Origin of the sequence: Cellulomonas sp. IC4_254 (assembly GCF_011603975.1) — a bacterium.
In the GTDB taxonomy this organism is placed as follows: Bacteria; Actinomycetota; Actinomycetes; order Actinomycetales; family Cellulomonadaceae; genus Cellulomonas.
The window spans coordinates 1-16,378 of sequence record NZ_JAANNB010000075.1 but is presented as its reverse complement, the minus strand read 5'-3'; the positions used below and the strand labels follow the sequence as shown (position 1 = coordinate 16,378).

Annotated in this window: 16 protein-coding genes; 7 read left to right on the top strand and 9 right to left on the bottom strand. The window is 75.0% G+C overall.

Going from position 1 to position 16,378, the window contains the following annotated elements; translation table 11 throughout:
- On the top strand, window positions 1-567 hold a 567-nt coding region (locus tag G6556_RS09310; protein WP_346774809.1), incomplete at its 5' end, for a hypothetical protein.
- A 109-nt stretch (window positions 568-676) separates the two neighbouring features.
- On the opposite strand, the gene G6556_RS09305 is transcribed toward G6556_RS09310, so the two are convergent.
- Window positions 677-2,653, bottom strand: a complete 1,977-nt coding sequence (locus tag G6556_RS09305) for a M13 family metallopeptidase (RefSeq protein ID WP_166940653.1) — start codon at window positions 2,651-2,653, stop codon at window positions 677-679.
- 122 nt (window positions 2,654-2,775) lie between these two features.
- Between G6556_RS09305 and G6556_RS09300 the strand changes: the two genes are divergently transcribed.
- Window positions 2,776-3,228 (top strand): ribose-5-phosphate isomerase, encoded by a 453-nt coding sequence (locus G6556_RS09300; RefSeq protein ID WP_166940651.1) that lies wholly within the window; start codon window positions 2,776-2,778, stop codon window positions 3,226-3,228.
- A gap of 17 nt (window positions 3,229-3,245) precedes the next feature.
- Here the strand turns inward: G6556_RS09300 and G6556_RS09295 are convergent, their stop codons facing one another.
- Window positions 3,246-4,523, bottom strand: a complete 1,278-nt coding sequence (locus G6556_RS09295) for a GNAT family N-acetyltransferase (protein WP_166940649.1) — start codon at window positions 4,521-4,523, stop codon at window positions 3,246-3,248.
- 108 nt (window positions 4,524-4,631) lie between these two features.
- Here G6556_RS09295 and G6556_RS09290 point away from each other — a divergent pair, with 108 nt between their 5' ends.
- From G6556_RS09290 to G6556_RS20200, 4 genes are read left to right on the top strand one after another with little or no spacing between them, the layout of a single operon-like run.
- On the top strand, window positions 4,632-5,732 hold the full coding sequence (locus G6556_RS09290; protein WP_346774808.1) for a PP2C family protein-serine/threonine phosphatase: 1,101 nt from the start codon (window positions 4,632-4,634) through the stop codon (window positions 5,730-5,732).
- A gap of 3 nt (window positions 5,733-5,735) precedes the next feature.
- Window positions 5,736-6,065, top strand: a complete 330-nt coding sequence (locus tag G6556_RS09285) for an MGMT family protein (protein ID WP_166940647.1) — start codon at window positions 5,736-5,738, stop codon at window positions 6,063-6,065.
- 40 nt (window positions 6,066-6,105) lie between these two features.
- Window positions 6,106-6,417, top strand: a complete 312-nt coding sequence (locus tag G6556_RS09280; protein ID WP_346774807.1) for a nucleotidyltransferase domain-containing protein — start codon at window positions 6,106-6,108, stop codon at window positions 6,415-6,417.
- On the top strand, window positions 6,414-6,830 hold the full coding sequence (locus tag G6556_RS20200; RefSeq protein ID WP_166940645.1) for a HepT-like ribonuclease domain-containing protein: 417 nt from the start codon (window positions 6,414-6,416) through the stop codon (window positions 6,828-6,830). The genes G6556_RS09280 and G6556_RS20200 overlap by 4 nt, the downstream gene beginning before the upstream one ends.
- Window positions 6,831-6,980: 150 nt before the next feature.
- Here the strand turns inward: G6556_RS20200 and G6556_RS09270 are convergent, their stop codons facing one another.
- Complete coding sequence (locus G6556_RS09270; protein WP_166940643.1) at window positions 6,981-8,516, bottom strand: MFS transporter; 1,536 nt, start codon at window positions 8,514-8,516, stop codon at window positions 6,981-6,983.
- A gap of 138 nt (window positions 8,517-8,654) precedes the next feature.
- On the opposite strand from G6556_RS09270, the gene G6556_RS09265 reads away from it, so the two are divergent.
- The gene (locus G6556_RS09265; protein ID WP_166940641.1) at window positions 8,655-9,341 is read left to right on the top strand and encodes a TetR/AcrR family transcriptional regulator; all 687 of its coding nucleotides are present in this window, start codon (window positions 8,655-8,657) and stop codon (window positions 9,339-9,341) included.
- A 118-nt stretch (window positions 9,342-9,459) separates the two neighbouring features.
- Here the strand turns inward: G6556_RS09265 and G6556_RS09260 are convergent, their stop codons facing one another.
- The 6 genes from G6556_RS09260 to G6556_RS09235 all read right to left on the bottom strand — a co-directional run bounded on the left by G6556_RS09260 (window position 9,460) and on the right by G6556_RS09235 (window position 16,362).
- Window positions 9,460-9,954, bottom strand: coding sequence for a CoA-binding protein (locus tag G6556_RS09260; protein WP_166940639.1), 495 nt, complete (start codon window positions 9,952-9,954; stop codon window positions 9,460-9,462).
- Window positions 9,954-11,405, bottom strand: coding sequence for an O-acetylhomoserine aminocarboxypropyltransferase/cysteine synthase family protein (locus G6556_RS09255; RefSeq protein WP_166940637.1), 1,452 nt, complete (start codon window positions 11,403-11,405; stop codon window positions 9,954-9,956). Before G6556_RS09255 ends, G6556_RS09260 begins: the two co-directional genes overlap by 1 nt.
- A complete protein-coding gene (acs, locus tag G6556_RS09250; RefSeq protein ID WP_166940635.1) occupies window positions 11,405-13,468 on the bottom strand; it encodes an acetate--CoA ligase in 2,064 nt (687 codons plus the stop codon). Before acs ends, G6556_RS09255 begins: the two co-directional genes overlap by 1 nt.
- Window positions 13,465-14,352 carry an ABC transporter permease gene (locus G6556_RS09245; RefSeq protein ID WP_166940633.1) on the bottom strand — a complete coding sequence of 296 codons (888 nt, stop codon included), beginning with the start codon at window positions 14,350-14,352 and terminating at the stop codon, window positions 13,465-13,467. The genes acs and G6556_RS09245 overlap by 4 nt, the downstream gene beginning before the upstream one ends.
- A 110-nt stretch (window positions 14,353-14,462) precedes the next feature.
- Entirely contained in the window at window positions 14,463-15,536 is a 1,074-nt protein-coding gene (locus tag G6556_RS09240; protein ID WP_166940631.1) for an aliphatic sulfonate ABC transporter substrate-binding protein, read from the bottom strand.
- 37 nt (window positions 15,537-15,573) lie between these two features.
- On the bottom strand, window positions 15,574-16,362 hold the full coding sequence (locus G6556_RS09235; protein WP_240934149.1) for an ABC transporter ATP-binding protein: 789 nt from the start codon (window positions 16,360-16,362) through the stop codon (window positions 15,574-15,576).
- Window positions 16,363-16,378 lie beyond the last annotated feature (16 nt).

Below are 16,378 nucleotides of genomic sequence, written 5' to 3'. Positions count from 1 at the left end.
CGGAGGTACCCGATGGCAGCCCTCGCGAACCTGAGCCGCGGCGTCAAGATCTTCCTGGCCGTCGACGTCGTGCTGGTCCTCGTCCTGGTCGTCGCCGCGATCGTGGTGCTCGGCGGCGACTCCGACGGCGGCGCCACCGCGAGCCCGTCGGCGCCCGCGTCGCAGGCCGCGTCCGGCGGCGCGACGGACGGCGCCACGTCGGGCGCGACCAGCGACGTCGCCACGTCGTTCGCGTCCCCGACCGGCAACATCGCGTGCACCATGTCGCCCGACGGCGTCACCTGCACCATCGCGAACATCCAGTACGACGTGCCGGCCTCCGAGGGCTGCACGGGCACCACCGGCCACACCGTGGTGCTGAACGAGGCGGACGGCGTCACGACGCCCTGCGTCGAGGGCCCGGCGCCGGCGCCGGCGTCGGCGGACACCCCGGTGCTGGAGTACGGGCAGACGCAGACCGTGGGCCCGTACACCTGCACGAGCGGGTCGAACGGCATGTCCTGCGTCATCGACGAGACCGGGGCCGGGTTCCGGGTCGCGACGGCGGCGCTCACGACGCTGCCCTGACGCCCGGTCGCCCGGGCGGGGTGAGCGCCCGGACGGGCACCCGCCCGCCGGGCCCGGACGCGCCGCGGCGCCCGCCCCCCGGCGAGGGGACGGGCGCCGCGGTCGTGCGTCACCAGATGCGCACGCGCTCCTCGGGCGCGAGGTACAGCCCGTCGCCCTCCTGCACGCCGAACGCGGTGTAGAACTCGTCCACGTTCCGCACCACCGCGTTGCACCGGACCTCGTCGGGGGAGTGCGGGTCGACGGCGAGCCGCCGGATGACCTCCTCGTCGCGGCCCTTGGCCCGCCACACCTGCGCCCAGCCGAGCAGCACCCGCTGCACGCCGGTCAGCCCGTCGACCTCGGGCGCCTCGTCCAGCGAGGTGCCCAGCGCGATCCGGTAGGCCTTCAGCGAGATCGACAGGCCGCCGAGGTCGCCGATGTTCTCGCCGATCGTGAGCGCGCCGTTGACGTGGTGCGACCCGTTGAGCTGCGCGGGGGAGAACGCGTTGTACTGCTCGATGAGCGCCGAGGTGCGCTTCTCGAACTCGGCGCGGTCGGACTCGGTCCACCAGTCCTCGAGCCGGCCCTGGCCGTCGTACTTGGAGCCCTGGTCGTCGAAGCCGTGGCCGATCTCGTGGCCGATGACCGCGCCGATGCCGCCGTAGTTCACGGCGTCGTCCGCGTCGGCGTCGAAGAACGGCGGCTGCAGGATCGCGGCGGGGAACACGATCTCGTTCATGCCCGGGTTGTAGTAGGCGTTGACCGTCTGCGGGGTCATGAACCACTCGTCGCGGTCGATCGGCCTCCCGATCTTGTTCAGCTCGAAGTCCTGCTCGAACGCGGACGCCCGGCGGACGTTGCCGACCAGGTCGTCGGCGCGGACCTCGAGGCCCGAGTAGTCCCGCCACTTGACCGGGTAGCCGATCTTCGGCGTGAACGCGTCGAGCTTGGCGAGCGCCTTGGCCTTGGTGTCCTCGCCCATCCAGTCCAGGGCGGTGATCGACTCGCGGTACGCCTCGACCAGGTGGCCGACGAGCTCCTCCATCCGCTCCTTGTGGGCCGGCGGGAAGTGCCGCGCGACGTACACCTCGCCGACGGCCTCGCCGAGCACGCCCTGGACGAGCGAGACGCCGCGCTTCCAGCGGTCGCGCAGCTCCTGGGCGCCGGTCAGCGTGCGGCCGTGGAAGTCGAAGTTCGCCTCGACCAGCTCGGACGACAGGTACGGCGCCCGCGCGGTGATCGCGTGGTACGCCAGCCAGGCCTGCCAGTCCTCGACCGGCTCGGACGCCCACAGCCCGGCGAACGCGGTGGCGAACGACGGCTCGCGCACCACCAGCTCGTCGAGCGAGCCCTGCGGGGCGCCCAGGGCGCGGGACCACGCCTCCCAGTCGAAGCCCGGGGCGGTGGTCGCCAGCGCGGCGAGCGTCGTCGGGTTGTAGGTGAGGTCGGCGTCCCGGTCCTTCACGACGTCCCAGTGGCCGGCGGCGATCTTGGTCTCCAGCGCGACCACCCGGCCCGCGGCCTCGTCCGCCGCGGCCGCGTCCGCCACCCAGCCGCCGAGCCGCAGCATCCGCGCCACGTGCGGGCGGTAGGCGGCGAGCACGGACGCGTACTGCTCGTCGCGGTAGTACGACTCGTCCGGCAGGCCCAGGCCCGACTGGTACAGGTAGACGACGTACCGCTCGGGGTCCTTGGCGTCGTTGTCGACCCAGAACCCGGTGCCGGCCGCGGCGCCCGTGCGCTGCAGGGAGCCCAGCACGTCGGTGAGGTCCTGGCGGCTGCTCGCGGCGGCGATCGCGGACAGGTCCGGGCGCAGCGGGTCGGTGCCGGCCGCCTCGACGGCGTCGGTGTCCATGAACGACGCGTACAGCGCGCCGATCTGCGCCTGGACGCCCGTGGCGTCGGCGGCCTCCCCGGCCTCGACGATGATGTCGCGGACCTGCTCCTCGGCCTGGTCGTGCAGCGCGCGGAACGAGCCGTCCATCGCCCGGTCGGCGGGGATCACGTGCTCGGCGGCCCAGCGGCCGTTGACGTGCGCGTACAGGTCGTCCTGCGGGCGGACGGCCGGGTCGAGGGCCGAGGTGTCGATGCCGCTGCGGGTCATGGTCGAGGGGGGTCCCTTCCGGTCGGGCAGGCGCGCGAGCGCGCACCGGGGCCAGCCTAGGTCGCGGGGCCGTCCGCGGACAGGCGGGGTGGCGGGCGGCGGCGTGGGGCAAGATGGGGCCCATGCGTATCCATGTCGCCGCAGACCACGCCGGGTTCGAGCTCAAGGTCGCGCTGGTCGAGCACCTGCGCGCCGCGGGGCACGACGTGGTCGACCACGGGGCCGCCGAGTACGACCCGCAGGACGACTACCCAGCCGTCTGCTTCGCCGCGGGCGAGGCCGTCGTCGCCGACCCGGGCAGCCTGGGCGTCGTCATCGGCGGGTCGGGCAACGGCGAGCAGATCGCCGCGAACAAGGTGACCGGCGTGCGCGCCGCGCTGGCGTGGAACACCGACACCGCGCGGCTCGGGCGGCAGCACAACGACGCGAACGTCGTCGCGATCGGCGCCCGGCAGCACTCGGTGGACGAGGCGCTGGAGCTGGTCGACGTGTTCGTGGACGAGCCGTTCAGCCAGGACCCGCGGCACCAGCGCCGGATCGACCAGCTGGCGGCGTACGAGGCCGCGCGCGCCTGACGCGCGGCCCCGTCCCGCTAGAACACCCAGGGGCACACCGGGGCCACCGGCCAGCCGAACGCGGTCGCCGCGCGGTGCAGCGCGTCCGGCCGGGCCGCCGTGACCTGCCCGGCCGCGGCGAGCGCCGCCAGGCTGCGCCCGCCCAGGTACGCGGCGCCGAGCTCGCGCACGTCGAGGCCGAGGTCGGGCTCCGCGCCCTCGGCGCGCTCGACCCGGGCGCCATACGTGCCGTCCGCCCCGGGCTCGCCGGTGACGAGCCGCCACGCGCCGTCGTTCCCGGGCAGCAGCGCGTCCCGCACCCGGAGCACCACGTCCAGCGGGGCGGCGTACCGGCGACCGGCCAGCGCGGCCGGCACGTCGAGCAGCCGGACCCACAGGTTGTCGCTGACCTTCGGGACCGGGCGCCGGGTGTCGACCAGCAGCGCGAGCAGCGGGTCGTCCAGCGGCAGCATGGTGCTGGCCACCGTCGTCGTGAGATCGAGGTCGAGCAGCATCGACCACAGCCGGTGCGCCGCCGCCGCGTCGGCCGAGGCGGCGAGCCGCACCTGCACCGGGTACTCCGGGCCGCCGTCGCCCCAGGTCTGGGTGCGTCGCACGATCGCGAACGCCCGCGGCGTCCCGTCCGCGGCGTGCACGGTGAGCAGCCGCGCCGGCTCGCCGCCGCGCCGCCAGGCCGCCGGGTCGGCGACCGCGATGCGCCGCAGGGCGTCCGAGCCGCGCCGGATCCACCCGGGCCGGCCCGTGCCCGCCGCCGCGTACACGTCCTCGACCAGGCCCTCGTGCGCGGCCGGGTCGAGCGTCGCGAACCGCACCGTGAGGTCGGCGGAGCCCGGGACGTCGCGCAGCGCGGCCCCGCGCGGGAGCGTCAGGCGGACGCTGTCCGAGGCGGAGCCGTAGCCGTACCGGCCGTAGATGCCGGGCTCGGCCGCGAACAGCGCCGACACGGGCTCGCCGCGGCCGAGCGACCGGTCGAGGTGCGCGCGGATCATCGTCGTCAGCAGGCCGCGCCGCCGGTGGTCGGGCCGGACGCCCACCCAGGTCAGCCCCGCGCACGGCACCGACCCGCCCGGCGTGGGCAGCGTGAAGGCGTACGAGCCGTGCACCGCGACGATCTCGCCGGCCTCGGACTCGACGGCCACCGCCCGGTCCAGCGGCACCGCGAACGGCACCTCGGCGTCCAGCGCCGGGTCGTGCGCCGGCTCGGCGAACGCCACCGCGTCCAGCGCCCGGTACTCCTCGACGCGGTCGGCGGTGATCTCGAACAGGCGGTACCCGGTGGTCGTCGTCGCACTCATGGTCGCCATCCTGCTGGCGGGGGTCGCGGCCGGTCACGCGATTTCGCCCGCCGACCCTGACGTGGCGGCACCTGGCCGCACGCTCAGGGTGCTGGGTACCCTCGCGGCGTGACACCCCCGCCGGCCGCGCGCCGCCGCCGCGCCGCGAGCGTGCTCGACCGGGTCCGGGCGTGCCTGCGCCGGTACGGCGTCGGCTCCCAGCCCGCGCTGACCACGATGCTCGTCGGCCTGACGCTGCTCGCGTCGGCCGGGATCGTGTGGGCGCGCCCGTGGGTGCCGCCGTCGACGTTCATCCTCATCGAGCTGCTGGGGGCGTTCCTGCTCCGGATGCGCGGCATGGTGGTGCTGTGCGCGGCGATCGTCGTGCAGTTCGTCGCGATCCCGCTCGCGGGCCTCGGCGACTTCACGCCCGGCACGTTCCTCCTGCAGGGCATCGCGATCGCGGCGCTGCTGTCGTTCGCGGCGCACCGGGAGCGGCTCGGCCTGCAGGGCGCGCCGGGGGAGCTCATGCTCGTCGACCTGCGGGACCGGCTCGCCGCGCACGGCGCCGTCCCGCCGCTGCCGGACGGCTGGACCGTCCAGACCGCGCTGCGGTCGGCGCACCGGGAGGCGTTCTCCGGCGACTTCGTGGTGGCGGCGCCACGGCAGCACGGCGCGGTGCTCGAGATCGCGCTGGTCGACGTGTCGGGCAAGGGGCAGGACGCGGGCGTGCGCTCGCTCCAGCTGTCCGGCGCCCTGGCCGGGCTGATCGGGCAGCTGCCCGCGGAGGACTTCCTGCCCGCCGCGAACGCCTACCTGCTCGCGCAGGACTGGGACGAGGGGTTCGCGACCGCGGTGCACGTGAGCCTGGTCCTCGCGACGGGCGAGTACACCGTGTACTCCGCGGGCCACCTGCCGCCGGTGCACCTCGACGCCGGGTCCGGCGCCGTCGACCTGGTCCCCGCGCGCGGCGGGCCCGTGCTCGGCGTCGTCGAGGACGCGGCGTTCCCGTCGGTCCGCGGCCGGGTCGACCCCGGCGACATCCTGCTGCTCTACACGGACGGCCTCGTGGAGACGCCCGGCGGGGACCTGGACCTCGGCATCGACCGGCTCCGCGGCGTCGCCGAGGGCGTCCTGTCGACCGGGCGCGGCGGCGCCGACGACGTCGTGGCGCGGGTCGGCGCCGGCGAGGGCGACGACCGGGCGCTCGTCCTGCTGCGGAGGGCCTGAGCGGTGGACGAGGCGTACCTAGAGGCGGTGCTCGACGTCGTCGACGCGATCCCCTCCGGCCGGGCGATGACCTACGGGACGATCGCCGAGGTGGTGGCCGACCGGTTCGTCGCCGAGGGGCTGCCCGCGCGCGGCGGCCCCCGGCAGGTCGGTCAGATCATGTCCCGCGGCGGGTCCGGCGTGCCCTGGTGGCGGGTCGTGAACGCCGCCGGCGCGCCGCCGCCGCACCACGCCCGGACCGCCCTGGAGCACCTGCGCGCGGAGGGCACGCCCCTGACGGCGGACGGCACGCGCGTCGCCCTGCGCCGCGCGATCTGGTTCCCCGACAACTGAGGGGCTCGCTAGCCTGGTGGTCACACCTGGAGGAGGACCGGTGCACGGAGACCTGCCGCGGGACGCGCTCGCGCGTCACCACGCCGCGGTGCTGCGCGTCCTCACCGACCACGGGGTGGTCGCGGCCGGCGTGTTCGGCTCGGTCGCGCGCGGCGAGGACGGGGTCGACTCGGACCTCGACCTGATCGTGCACTTCGGTCCGGGAGCCAGGCGGGACCTGGTGGCGCTGACCGCCGCGCTGGAGTCGCTGACCGGGGTCCGGGTCGACGTGGTGGACGACGACGCGGTGCTGGAGCGCGCGAGCCGGACCGGGGTGGGTGGTCGCATCCTCGCGGGGACCGTCCCCCTGTGACCCCTGACGAGGCGGAGCGCGTCGTCGCGCTCGCCGAGGAGCTCGACACCGCCGTGTCGCTCGCGGCCGAGGCGGACGGTGCGCGTCCGGCGTGGGTACGGCTGGCCGCCGAGCGGGTCGTCGAGCGGATCCACCAAGCCGCCGCCGCCCTGGACCGCGGGCAGGCCGAGCGCTATCTCACCGTCGACGGCCTGCGCGCGCTGCGTGGGATGCGCAACCGGCTCGCGCACAACTACCTCGCGATCGACGAGACGGTGCTCTGGCGGGCGCTCTCCGACGAGGCCCCGGCGGCCCGTGCTCGTCTGGAGGACGACCTGCGGGTGGCGCACGCGGTCCTCGCGGGCTCCCGCCGAGCGGCGCAGGACGCCGAGACGTGGCGGTCCGGCCACCTGCGCCCGCTCGACCCCTCCTGACCACCCCTCGCCCCGTCTCCCCGCTCGTGCGCTCCCCGCTCGTTCGCCGAGATAGGGCCCCCGGCGCGAGATAGGACCGTCTGAGGTCCTATCTCGGCGCGGAGGCCCTATCTCGGCGAGCGGGTAGGTCGGCGAGCGAGTGCGGGTGCGTCAGTGCGCGGCGACCGGGGCCTCCGCCGGGGCGCCGAGCGGCGCGGGGGCTGCGGCCGCGCGGGCCTGGCGGTCGGCGCGGGTGCGGAACAGCACGGCCGCCACGACGGCGCCGCCGGCGAAGATCACCGCCGACCACGCGTACGCGGTGTCGAAGCTGTGCAGCGCGGCCTCGGCCGCCACCTCGGGGGTCACCGGGGCGTGGTCCGTTAGGTACGCCGCCGCGGCGGTCGCGGCGAGGGTGTTCAGCAGGGCGGTGCCGATCGCGCCGCCGACCTGCTGGCTCGTCGACACCAGGGCCGACGCGGCGCCCGCGAGCCGGGGCTCGACGCCGAGGGTGGCCAGCTGGAAGGACGCGGGCATGATCGAGGCCATCCCGACGCCCATGAGGATCAGCCCGGGCAGCACGTGCGTGGCGTACGTGCTGTCCAGCTCCAGCCGGGTGAACGTGAGCATCGCGACGGCCGCGAGCAGCATGCCGATCGGCACCAGCACCTTGGGCCCGAACCGCGGGATCAGCAGGTTCGACTGGATCTGCGCGGTGACGATGATCGACAGCACCATCGGCAGGAACGCCACGCCGGTGCGCATGGGCGTGTACCCGAGGGTCGTCTGCAGGTAGTACGTGAGGAACAGGAACACGCCGAACATGCCCGACCCGGCGACGAGGATCGCGAGGAACGAGGCCCCGCGGTCCCGGTCCACGACGACCTCGAGCGGCAGCACCGCGTTCGGGGCGGTGCGCTGCCGGACGACGAACGCGACGAGCAGCACGAGGCTGGCGGCGAGCGGCGCCCAGGTGAGCGGGGAGTCCCAGCCCTGCGGCTCGGCCTGCGAGAAGCCGAACACCAGGGCGAACAGCCCGGCCGAGCCGAGCACGACGCCGGGGACGTCCAGCCGGTGCCCCGCGGCGCCGCCGGCCCGGGGGAGCAGCACGGCGCCCGCGACCAGCGCGACGGCGGCGATCACGACGTTGACGTAGAGGTTCCAGCGCCAGTCGAAGTTCTCGGTGAGGTAGCCGCCGAGCAGCAGGCCGATGGCGCCGCCCATGCCGGCGATCGCGCCGAAGATGCCGAACGCGCGGGCGCGCTCCTTCGGCACGGTGAACGTGGTGGTCAGCACGGACAGCGCGGCAGGGGCGAGCACGGCCCCGAACACGCCCTGCAGGGCGCGCGCCGCGACCAGCAGCTCGAACGTGCCGGCGGCGCCGCCGAGGGCGGACGACACGGCGAACCCGACGAGCCCGATGAGGAACATGCGGCGGCGGCCGAACATGTCGGACAGCCGGCCGCCGAGCAGCAGCAGGCTGCCGAAGGCGAGGGCGTAGGCGGTGACGATCCACTGGCGGTCGTTGTCGCTGAAGCCGAGCTCCGCCTGGGCGGACGGCATGGCGATGTTCACGATGGTGGCGTCGAGGACGACCATCAGCTGGGCGAGCGCGACGGTGGCGAGGACGAACCAGCGGCGCCGGTGCGGGACGCCGGCCGGCCCGGCGGCCGGCGCGGCGGGCGTCGTGGGTGCGGCGGATGAGGACATGCGGGTGCTCCGGTCAGGACGACGGTGTGGGGGGATGGCACGACCGTAAACCAGGACCGGGCAGTTTCGAAACCCCTGAGTCTCGATTTGTTTCCGCGTCGCGCGGCAGGCATGATGGGGCCGTCGAGAGGAGCCCGGATGGTCGCGCGCGAGGACGCCGCAGCCGTGGGTGTGCCCACCGGCGCCGTGGACGTGGACGAGCCGGCCCGCCGGCCCGGGCGTCGCCGCGACGACTCCAAGGACGAGCTGATCCTCCAGGCCGCCCGCGAGCTGCTCATCGAGCGGGGCTACGACGGCATGACGATGGACGCGGTCGCCGAGCGCGCCGGGGCGGGCAAGTCGACGGTCTACCGCCGCTGGTCCTCCAAGGTGCAGCTCACCGTCGACTGCCTGCTGTGCGCCAAGCAGATGACGATCGACGAGGTCCCCGACACCGGGTCGATCCGCGACGACCTGCTGAGCATCTTCGTGCGGGCCAGCCGGATGAAGAGCGACGACCTCATGACCGGCCTCATCTCCGCCGTCCGGGACGAGCCCGAGGTGCGCGAGGTGTTCCACGAGCAGTTCGTCGCCGGCCGGGTCCGGCTGGCGCGCGAGGTGCTGGAGCGCGCCCGGCTGCGCGGGGACACGGCCCCCGGGGTCGACCTCGACATGATCGCGGCGGTCGCGCCGGCGATGGCGCACTACCGCAAGGTCGTCGCGCACCGGCCGATGGACGCGGAGTTCGCCGAGCGGCTGATCGACTCGATCATCCTGCCGCTGGCGACGGGCCGTCCGGCGGACGCCGCGGCGGGGGAGCAGGCGCTCCTCGCCGACGCGCGCTGACGCCGGCCCCCCCGCGCGGCCCCCTCGCCGCGCGCGCTCTGCCGCCGAGATGGCAGCTCTCGGCTGCGACGGGGCGTCCCCGCGCAGCCGAGAGTCGCCATCTCGGCGAAGGGTCGACCTACGACAGGGCGCGCCTGCTGCTGATCACGCCGGTGTCGAAGCCCGCCAGGTGCAGGCCGCCGTGGAACCGGGCGTGCTCGATCTTGACGCAGCGGTCCATGACCACCGTCAGGCCCGCCTCCTCGCCGCGACGCGCGACGTCCTCGTGCCACGAGCCGAGCTGCAGCCACAGCGCCTTCGCCCCGACGGCCACGGTCTCGTCCAGCACCGTCGGCAGGTCGTCGTGCCGGCGGAACACGTCCACCAGGTCCGGCACGACCGGCAGCGCGTCGAGCGACGGGTACACCGGCTGACCCAGGATCTCGGTCTCCCGCGGGTTCACCAGGTAGACGTCGTACGGCGTGCTGGACAGCAGGTACGTCGTGACGAAGTACGACGCGCGCGCCGGGTTGTTGGACGCGCCCACGATCGCGATGGACCGGGTCCGGCGCAGCAGCGCGAGGCGCTCCGGCGCGGACGGGCCCTGCCAGGTGCGCTCAGGAGTGCTGGTCATCAGTTCGCCTCCGGGACGGAGCAGGACGCGCCGCCGGCGATGCCGCCGACGCCGGTGACGGCGGCGCCGACCGCGGTGGCGGCCGGGACGGCGGGCCGGGCCGCGGCGGCGGTGGCCCCGTCGGTCGCACTCTTCGCCGCCGCGCGCGGCGCCGTGGCCGCGGTCAGCGCCTGGTCCAGGTCCCAGAGGATGTCCTCCGGGTCCTCCAGACCGACGCTGATCCGCACCAGGTCCTCGGGCACGCCCGCCGTGGCGAGCTGCTCCGCGGACAGCTGCTGGTGCGTGGTCGACGCGGGGTGGATGACGAGCGTGCGCGCGTCGCCGACGTTGGCCAGGTGGCTCGCGAGCTGCAGGTTCTCGATGAACCGGCGGCCCACCTCCCGGCCGTCGCGGTCCGCGGTCGCGGCGAGCCGGAACGCGAACACCGACCCCGGGCCGAGCGGCAGGTACCGCTGGGCGCGCTCGTGGTGCGGGTGCGACGGCAGGCCGGCCCACTGCACCGACGTGACGCGCGGGTCGGCGTCCAGCCACTCGGCGACGGCCCGGGCGTTGGCGAGGTGCGCGTCGAGCCGCTGGGGGAGCGTCTCCACGCCCTGCAGCAGCTGGAACGCCGACTGCGCGGACAGCGACGGGCCGATGTCCCGCAGCTGCTCGGAGCGCAGCTTGGTGAGGAACCCGTACTCGCCGAAGTTCTCCCACCACTTCACGTCGTTGTACGACGGCACGGGCTCGGTCATCTGCGGGAACTTGCCGTTGCCCCAGTTGAACCGCCCCGACTCGACGACGACGCCGCCGAGCGTGGTGCCGTGCCCGCCGAGGAACTTGGTGGCGGAGTGGATGACGATGTCCGCACCGTGCTCGATCGGCCGCACCAGGTAGGGCGTCGACAGCGTCGCGTCCACGACGAGCGGGACGCCCGCGGCGTGCGCGACCTCGGCCAGTCCGGCCAGGTCGGCGACCTCGCCGGACGGGTTCGCGACCACCTCGGTGTAGACGGCCTTGGTCTCCGGCCGGATCGCCGCGGCGTAGTCGGCCGGGTCCGTGCCCGCGACGAACGTGGTCTCGACGCCGAACCGGCGCAGCGTCACGTCGAGCTGGGTCACCGTGCCGCCGTAGAGCTGCGCGGAGGCGACGATGTGGTCGCCGGCGCCGACGAGCGCGGCGAACGTGATGAACTCCGCCGCCATGCCGGAGGCGGTGGCGACGGCGCCGATGCCGCCCTCCAGCGAGGCGATCCGCTCCTCGAACGCGGCGACCGTCGGGTTGCCGAGCCGGGAGTAGATGTTGCCGTACTTCTGCAGCGCGAACAGGTTCGCGGCGTCGGTGGTGTCGTTGAACACGAACGACGTGGTCTGGTAGATCGGCACGGCGCGGGCGCCGGTCGCGGCGTCGGGGATCGCCCCGGCGTGCAGGGCGCGGGTGCGGAAGCCGAAGCGGTGCTCGGAGCTCATCAGGCGGTGGCCTCCTCGGCCTCGGGGATCGGGCCGAGGTTAACGCCGTCGCGCAGCAGCGCGGCGACCTGGTCCACGGCCCAGGGGTTCTGCAGGGAGGTGACGTCGCCGAGCGGCCGGCCGTCGTGCAGCTCGGCCAGCAGCCGCCGCATGATCTTGCCGGACCGGGTCTTGGGGACCTCGGGGACGAGGACGACGTGCTTCGGCTTGGCGACCGGGCCGATCTCCCGCTGCACCTGGGCCCGCAGGTCCTCGCGCAACGCCTCGGCTGCGGCCCGCCAGGCGGCCAGGTCCTCGACCGGCCCGGGCGCGACGGCGGGCACGACGAACGCCGCGACCGCCTGCCCGCCGACCGCGTCCGTCACGCCCGCGACGCCGGCCTCGCCGACCGCGGGGTGCGCGACGAGCGCCGACTCGATCTCGATGGTCGACAGCCGGTGGCCCGCGACGTTCACGACGTCGTCCACCCGGCCGAGCAGCCACACGTCGCCGTCGGCGTCCCAGGACGCGCCGTCGCCGGCGAGGAAGTAGCCGTGCGCCGCGAACGGCCGCCAGTACGAGTCGCGGAACCGCGCCGGGTCGCCCCACACGGTTCGCGCCATGCCGGGCCACGTCCGGTCGAGCACCAGGTAGCCGCCGGAGCCGCGCGGCACCTCGGCGCCCGCGTCGTCCACGACCTTCGCCGAGAACCCGGGCAGCGCGCGGGTGGCCGAGCCGGGCTTGAGCGTGGTGACGCCGGGCAGCGGGGCGATCACGGCCGCGCCGGTCTCGGACTGCCACCAGGTGTCGACGACCGGGGCCGTGCCCGCGCCGAACTGCTCGCGGAACCACACCCACGCCTCGGGGTTGATCGCCTCGCCGACCGTCCCGAGCAGCCGCACCGTGGACAGGTCGTACCCGTCCGGCAGGCCCCCGGGGAACCAGGTCATGAAGGTCCGGATCAGCGTCGGCGCCGTGTAGTAGACCGTGACGCCGTACCGCTCGATGACCTCGAGGTGCCGCTCGCGGTGCGGGGTGTCCGGCGTGCCCTCGTAGATCACCTGGGTCAGCCCGTTGCTGAGCGGCCCGTAGATCTCGTAGGTGTGCGCCGTGACCCAGGCGAGGTCGGCGGTACACCAGTGCACGTCGTCCGGCTTGGCGTCGAACATCGCCCAGTGCGTCCAGGACGCGTGCGTGAGGTAGCCGCCGGTGGTGTGCACCAGGCCCTTCGGCTTCCCGGTGGTGCCGGACGTGTAGATGATGAACAGCGGGTGCTCGGCGTCGAAGGCCTGCGCCTCGTGCTGGTCGGAGGCGGTGTCGACGACGTCGTGCCACCAGACGTCGCGGCCCTCGGTCCACGCGACGTCCTGCCCGGTCCGCCGGACGACCAGCACGTGCTCGACGTGCTCCAGGCCGTCGACCGCGGCGTCGGCGGCGGACTTCACCTCGACGGCCTGGCCGCGGCGGAACTGGCCGTCGCTGGTGACGAGCAGCTTGGCGCCGGTGTCCTGCACCCGGAACCGGACGGCCTCGGCGGAGAACCCGCCGAACACCAGCGAGTGCACCGCCCCGATCCGGGCGATGGCCAGCGTGACGACGATCGTCTCGGCGATCACCGGCAGGTAGACGACCACCCGGTCGCCGGGTCCGATGCCGAGGTCGGTGAGGGCGTTCGCGGCCCGGGAGACCTCGCGCTGCAGGTCGGCGTAGGTGATCGACCGGCGGTCGCCGCGCTCGCCCTCCGCGTGGATCGCGACCTTGTCGCCGCGGCCGGCCGCCACGTGCCGGTCGACGCAGTTCACCGCGGCGTTGAGCTTCCCGCCGACGAACCACTGCGCCTCGGGGACGGTCAGCTCGCCGTCGGGGCCCTCGACCGCGGGGGACCAGGTGTGCGCGGTGTGCCAGGGCTCGGCCCACTCCAGGCGGCGGGCGGCGTCCTCCCAGAAGCCCACGTGGTCGGCGTCGGCGCGCGCCCGCAGGCGCTCCGCCTCCGCCGGCCCGACGTTCCAGTCGCCGGCCGGGGCCGGGTACGCGCGGGTCTCGGTCTGCAGCGCGGCGATGGTCGCGCTCGTCGTGCTCGTCATGCCCACCTTCTCAGCAGCGACTTCTCGGCCAGGCCGATCAGCGCGTCGGTCAGCTTGCCCAGCAGCGCCAGCAGGACGATCGCGAGGATCATCCGGTCGACGCGCCCGTTGTTGCCGGAGTCCATCAGGAGGAAGCCCAGGCCCATCGACGACGCGATGAGCTCCGCGGCCACCAGGAACAGCCAGGACTGCGCGAGCGCGAGCCGCAGGCCCGCCACCACGGACGGCACCGCGGCGGGCAGCTGCACGGCGCCCAGCAGCCGCGCGCCGCGCAGCCCGTACGCGCGCCCGGCCTCGACCAGGTGCGCGTCGACGTGCCGCAGCGCGGCGACCACGGTCGTGTAGACCGGGAAGAACGCCCCGATCGCGATGAGGGTGAGCTTGGACTCCTCGCCGATCTTCATCCAGAGGATCAGCAGCGGCACCCACGCCAGCGACGGCACCGCGCGGATCGCGCCCAGCGTGGGCTCCAGCAGCGCGCCCGCGAGCCGGGACAGCCCGACGACGGACCCGACCGCGAGGCCGAGCGCCGCGCCGATCAGGAACCCGAGCACGACGCGCTGCGTCGAGATCGCGACGTACTGGCCGAGCAGGCCGCGCTCCGCCAGGTCGACGGCGGCCGTCCACACGGACGCGGGGCTCGGCAGCTGGTACGGGGCGACCAGGCCGGACGTCGTGACGACCTGCCACACGACGAGCAGGACCGCGGGCACGACCAGGCCGAGCGCGATCCGCACGGGCCGCCGCGCGAGCGGGCCGGCGCCGGGCCGGGCGGGGAGCCCGAGGCTGAACGGGTTCAGCCCGGGCAGCGCACGGCCGCGCGCGTCCGTCACCGGCGCGGCGGAGCCGGTGATCGTCACCACGGGGGCGGGGGCGTCGGTCATGAGGTCTCCTTCCGCCGAGTTCGGCACCTCCGGTGCGAGTTCGGCAGCTCCAGATGCCGAACTCGCACGCGGACTGCCGAACTCGGCAGAGGTGCGAGGGGTGGTGCGGGTCAGTCCGCGATGGTGCTCGGGTCGGCGTTCTCCGCGTACGTGGGCTCGAACAGCTCGTCCAGCGCGGTGTCGACCAGGTCCTGGCTCGCCACGTCGCCGGACTCGACGAAGATCGGGCCGACGACCTCGAGCACGTCGCGCTGCGCGTCGCCCGGCACCGGGTCGATGTCGAGCGTGGTGCGCTCGGTGATCACCGTCTCGGCGACCGCCGGGTCGATGCCGGCCACCTCGGCGAGGATCTGCACGACCTCGTCGGGGTTCTCCTGCGCCCACGCGCGGGCCTTCTCGTACGCGTCGACGACGACCTGCGCGAGGTCGGGGCTCGCGTCCAGGAAGTCCTGCGTCGCGTTGAGGAACCCGTAGGTGTTGAAGTCGACGTTCCGGTAGAGCAGCGTCGAGCCGGCCTCGGCCTCGCTCGCGGCCATCAGCGGGTCCAGGCCGGACCACGCGTCGACCGAGCCGTTCTCCAGCGCGGCCCTGCCGTCCGCGTGCTGCAGGTTCTGCACCTCGACGTCGGCCGGGTCGACGCCCGCCTCGTCCAGCGCCTGCAGCAGGAAGAAGTACGGGTCGGTGCCCTTGGTCGCGGCGACCGAGTGCCCCGCCAGGTCGGCGACGTCGGTGATGTCCGAGCCGGCCGGGACGACGAGCGCGGCCCACTCCGGCTGGCTGTAGATGTCGATGGTCCGGATCGGGGAGCCGTTGGACCGGGCGAGCAGCGCCGCCGACCCCGCGGTCGAGCCGATGTCGACGGCGCCGGCGCGCAGCGCCTCGTTGGCCTTGTTCGAGCCGGCGGACTGCACCCACTCGACGTCGACGTCGTCGCCGAGCGTCTCCTCCAGCCAGCCCTGGTCCTTGATCACCAGGCTCAGCGGGTTGTAGGTGGCGAAGTCGACCGTGAGCGTGTCGGCGCTCCAGCCGTCGGCGGTGGCGCCGTCCTCCGGGGCGTCCGCCTGGGCGGTCTCGCCCTCGCCGGCCACGCAGCCGGCGAGCAGCAGGGTCGCGGCGACGGCGGCGGCGCCGAGGGCGATCGGGCCGCGCGCTCGGCGACGGGCTGCGGTGGTCAGGGCGGTCATGGCGGGCTCCAGGTGGGGTGTCGGGGTCGGGTGGTGGTCAGATCGCGTGGTGCGCGTCGGGGTCGTGCACCGGGTGGTGCGACGGCACGCCGAGGCCGTCCAGCAGCTCGGCGCGCAGCTCGGCCAGGCGGGCGTCCGCGCGGTCGCGGGGCCGCGCGCCGGGCACGGTGATGATCGAGCGGACCGAGGTGGCGGCCGGCGCGGCGGGGTCGAGGGCGCCGAGCAGGACGACGCGGTCCGCCAGGTACAGCGCCTCCTCGACGTCGTGCGTGACCAGCAGCACCGTCGTCGGGCGGCTGGCGTGCACCTCGAGCAGCAGGTCCTGCATCCGCAGCCGGGTCAGGGCGTCGAGGGCGCCGAACGGCTCGTCGAGCAGCAGGACCCCGGGCCGGCGGGCCAGCGCCCGGGCCAGCGACGCGCGCTGCGCCATGCCGCCGGACACCTGCCGCGGCCGCAGCCCCGCCGAGCCCGCGAGCCCGACGAGGTCGAGCAGCCGGGCGACCTGGTCCCGCGACCCGGCGCGCGGGGTGCCGCGCGGGACGCCGAGCGCGACGTTGTGCGCCAGCGTCCGCCACGGCAGCAGCCGCGGCTCCTGGAACGCGACGGCGGTGCGCGGGTCGTACGGGGCGACCGGCGCGTCGCCGAGGAGGATCGACCCCGCGTCGGGGGCGTCCAGGCCGGCGACCTGGCGCAGCAGGGTGGACTTGCCGCAGCCGGACGGGCCGATGACGGCGACGATCTCGCCGGCGGCGATCGACAGGTCGAGGCCGGCCAGCACCGGGCGCGGGCCGGACGGCGTCGCGAACGTCCGGGCGACGCCGCGCAGGGTGACGGGGCGGGCG

Bases quoted from the DNA above. Each gene is read 5' to 3' on its own strand.
- G6556_RS09240 (WP_166940631.1), bottom strand. From the start codon at position 15,536: ATGACCGCCCTGACCACCGCAGCCCGTCGCCGAGCGCGCGGCCCGATC.
- G6556_RS09305 (WP_166940653.1), bottom strand. From the start codon at position 2,653: ATGACCCGCAGCGGCATCGACACCTCGGCCCTCGACCCGGCCGTCCGC.
- G6556_RS09295 (WP_166940649.1), bottom strand. From the start codon at position 4,523: ATGAGTGCGACGACGACCACCGGGTACCGCCTGTTCGAGATCACCGCC.
- G6556_RS09265 (WP_166940641.1), top strand. From the start codon at position 8,655: ATGGTCGCGCGCGAGGACGCCGCAGCCGTGGGTGTGCCCACCGGCGCC.
- acs (WP_166940635.1), bottom strand. From the start codon at position 13,468: ATGACGAGCACGACGAGCGCGACCATCGCCGCGCTGCAGACCGAGACC.
- G6556_RS09245 (WP_166940633.1), bottom strand. From the start codon at position 14,352: ATGACCGACGCCCCCGCCCCCGTGGTGACGATCACCGGCTCCGCCGCG.
- G6556_RS09270 (WP_166940643.1), bottom strand. From the start codon at position 8,516: ATGTCCTCATCCGCCGCACCCACGACGCCCGCCGCGCCGGCCGCCGGG.
- G6556_RS09300 (WP_166940651.1), top strand. From the start codon at position 2,776: ATGCGTATCCATGTCGCCGCAGACCACGCCGGGTTCGAGCTCAAGGTC.
- G6556_RS09255 (WP_166940637.1), bottom strand. From the start codon at position 11,405: ATGAGCTCCGAGCACCGCTTCGGCTTCCGCACCCGCGCCCTGCACGCC.
- G6556_RS09260 (WP_166940639.1), bottom strand. From the start codon at position 9,954: ATGACCAGCACTCCTGAGCGCACCTGGCAGGGCCCGTCCGCGCCGGAG.